Source organism: Bradyrhizobium sp. (assembly GCF_049586575.1).
GTDB lineage: Bacteria > Pseudomonadota > Alphaproteobacteria > Rhizobiales > Xanthobacteraceae > Bradyrhizobium.
This window is the reverse complement of the sequence record NZ_JBAVCF010000496.1, coordinates 1-2,184: the sequence shown is the minus strand read 5'-3', so window position 1 is coordinate 2,184 and position 2,184 is coordinate 1. Positions and strand designations below refer to the sequence as shown.

At 64.1% G+C, this 2,184-nt stretch carries 2 protein-coding genes; both read left to right on the top strand.

Annotated elements, in window-relative coordinates:
* A partial coding sequence (locus WB528_RS19080; RefSeq protein ID WP_423889954.1) for an acetyl-CoA C-acyltransferase occupies positions 1-1,157 on the top strand: 1,157 nt, incomplete at its 5' end.
* A gap of 181 nt (positions 1,158-1,338) precedes the next feature.
* A partial coding sequence (locus tag WB528_RS19075; RefSeq protein WP_423889953.1) for an acyl-CoA dehydrogenase family protein occupies positions 1,339-2,184 on the top strand: 846 nt, incomplete at its 3' end.

The following is a 2,184-nucleotide window of genomic DNA, read 5'->3' as shown; positions in this document are numbered from 1 at the left end:
GCACCCCGATCGGCAAGGCCTATCGTGGCGCGCTCAACGCCACCGAAGGCGCAACGCTGCTCGGTCACGCCATCGGCGAGGCGGTTGCGCGCGCCAAGGTCGACCCCAAGGAGGTCGAGGACGTGGTGATGGGCGCGGCGCTGCAGCAGGGCTCGACCGGCGGCAACATCGCCCGGAAAGCGCTGCTTCGCGCTGGCTTGCCGGTCACCGTCGGCGGCACCACGATCGACCGGCAATGCGCCTCGGGCTTGCAGGCGATTGCGCTGGCGGCGCGTTCGGTGATTTTCGATGGCGTCGAGATCGCGGTCGGCGGCGGTGGCGAATCCATCAGCCTGGTGCAGAACGACCACGCCAACAAGTTTCACACCCAGGACCCGGCGTTGCTGAAGATCAAGGGCGAAGTTTACATGCCGATGATCGACACCGCCGAAGTCGTCGCCAAGCGCTACGGCATTTCGCGCGAACGGCAGGATGAATATTCGCTTGAAAGCCAGCGCCGCGTTGCCGCCGCGCAACAGGGCGGCAAGTTCAACGACGAACTGGCGCCGATCACCACCACGATGGGCGTCGCCGACAAGGCGACGGGGGCGATTTCCTTCAAGGAAGTCACCCTGTCGAAGGACGAAGGCCCGCGGCCGGACACCTCCGCCGAAGGCCTCGCGAGCCTGAAGCCGGTGCGCGGCGATGGCTTCACCATCACCGCCGGCAATGCCAGCCAGTTGTCGGACGGCGCGAGCGCCTCGGTGATCATGAGCGACAAGGAAGCGTCCAGGCGCGGGTTGAAGCCGCTCGGCATCTTCCGCGGTTTCGTCGCCGCCGGCTGCGAGCCGGACGAGATGGGGATTGGGCCGGTATTCGCCGTGCCTCGGCTGCTCAAGCGCCATGGCTTGAAGATCGATGACATCGATCTCTGGGAGCTGAACGAAGCGTTCGCGGTGCAGGTGCTGTATTGCCGCGACAAGCTCGGCATCGATCCGGAGAAGATCAACGTCGATGGCGGCGCGATCGCGGTCGGCCATCCCTACGGCATGTCGGGTGCGCGGCTCACCGGCCACGCCCTGATCGAAGGCCGCCGCCGCAAGGCAAAGCTGGCTGTGGTAACGATGTGCGTGGGCGGCGGCATGGGTGCGGCCGGTTTGTTCGAGGTGGTACAGTAACTTTGGTCGTCCCGGACAAGCGAGCGTAAGCGAGCGCGATCCGGGACCCATAGCCACAGGCGTTCGTGTTTGCGAAAGCCGGCTGCCGCAAGTGCCCAAAGCACGGCCGCGGCGTATGGGTCCCGGCTTTCGCCGGGACGACGAAGGGACGGAACGTATCTGAGCTTCACAGGAGGATCCGATGGATCTCGCTTTTACCAAGGAAGAAATGGCGTTCCGCGACGAGGTCCGGGCCTTCTTCAGGGATAACGTGCCGCCGGCGATGCGCCAGAAAATGATCGAGGGACGTCATCTCAGCAAGGACGAGATGGTCACCTGGTGGCGTATCCTGAACAAGAAGGGCTGGGGCGTATCGCACTGGCCGGAGGAATATGGCGGCACGGGCTGGACCTCGGTGCAGCAGTATATCTTCAACGAAGAGCTTCAGGCCCATCCGGCCCCGGCGCCGCTCGCCTTTGGCGTCAGCATGGTGGGTCCTGTCATCTATACCTTCGGCAACGAGGCGCAGAAGAAGCACTATCTGCCGCGCATCGCCAATGTCGACGACTGGTGGTGCCAGGGTTTCTCGGAGCCCGGCTCCGGATCGGACCTGGCGTCGCTGAAGACCAAGGCCGAGCGCAAGGGCGACAAATACGTCATCAACGGCCAGAAGACCTGGACCACGCTCGCCCAGCACGCCGACATGATCTTCAACCTGTGCCGTACCGATCCCTCGGCCAAGAAGCAGTCCGGCATTTCCTTCATTCTGGTGGACATGAAGTCGAAGGGCATCACGGTGCGGCCGATCCAGACCATCGATGGCGGCCACGAGGTCAACGAGGTGTTTTTCGACGACGTCGAGGTGCCCGTTGAAAATCTCGTCGGCGAGGAGAACAAGGGCTGGGACTATGCCAAATTCCTGCTCGGCAATGAGCGCACCGGCATCGCGCGGGTCGGCGTCTCCAAGGAGCGCATCCGCCGCATCAAGGATCTCGCCGCCAAGGTCGAATCCGGCGGCAAGCCGGTGATGCAGGACCAGGGCTTTCGC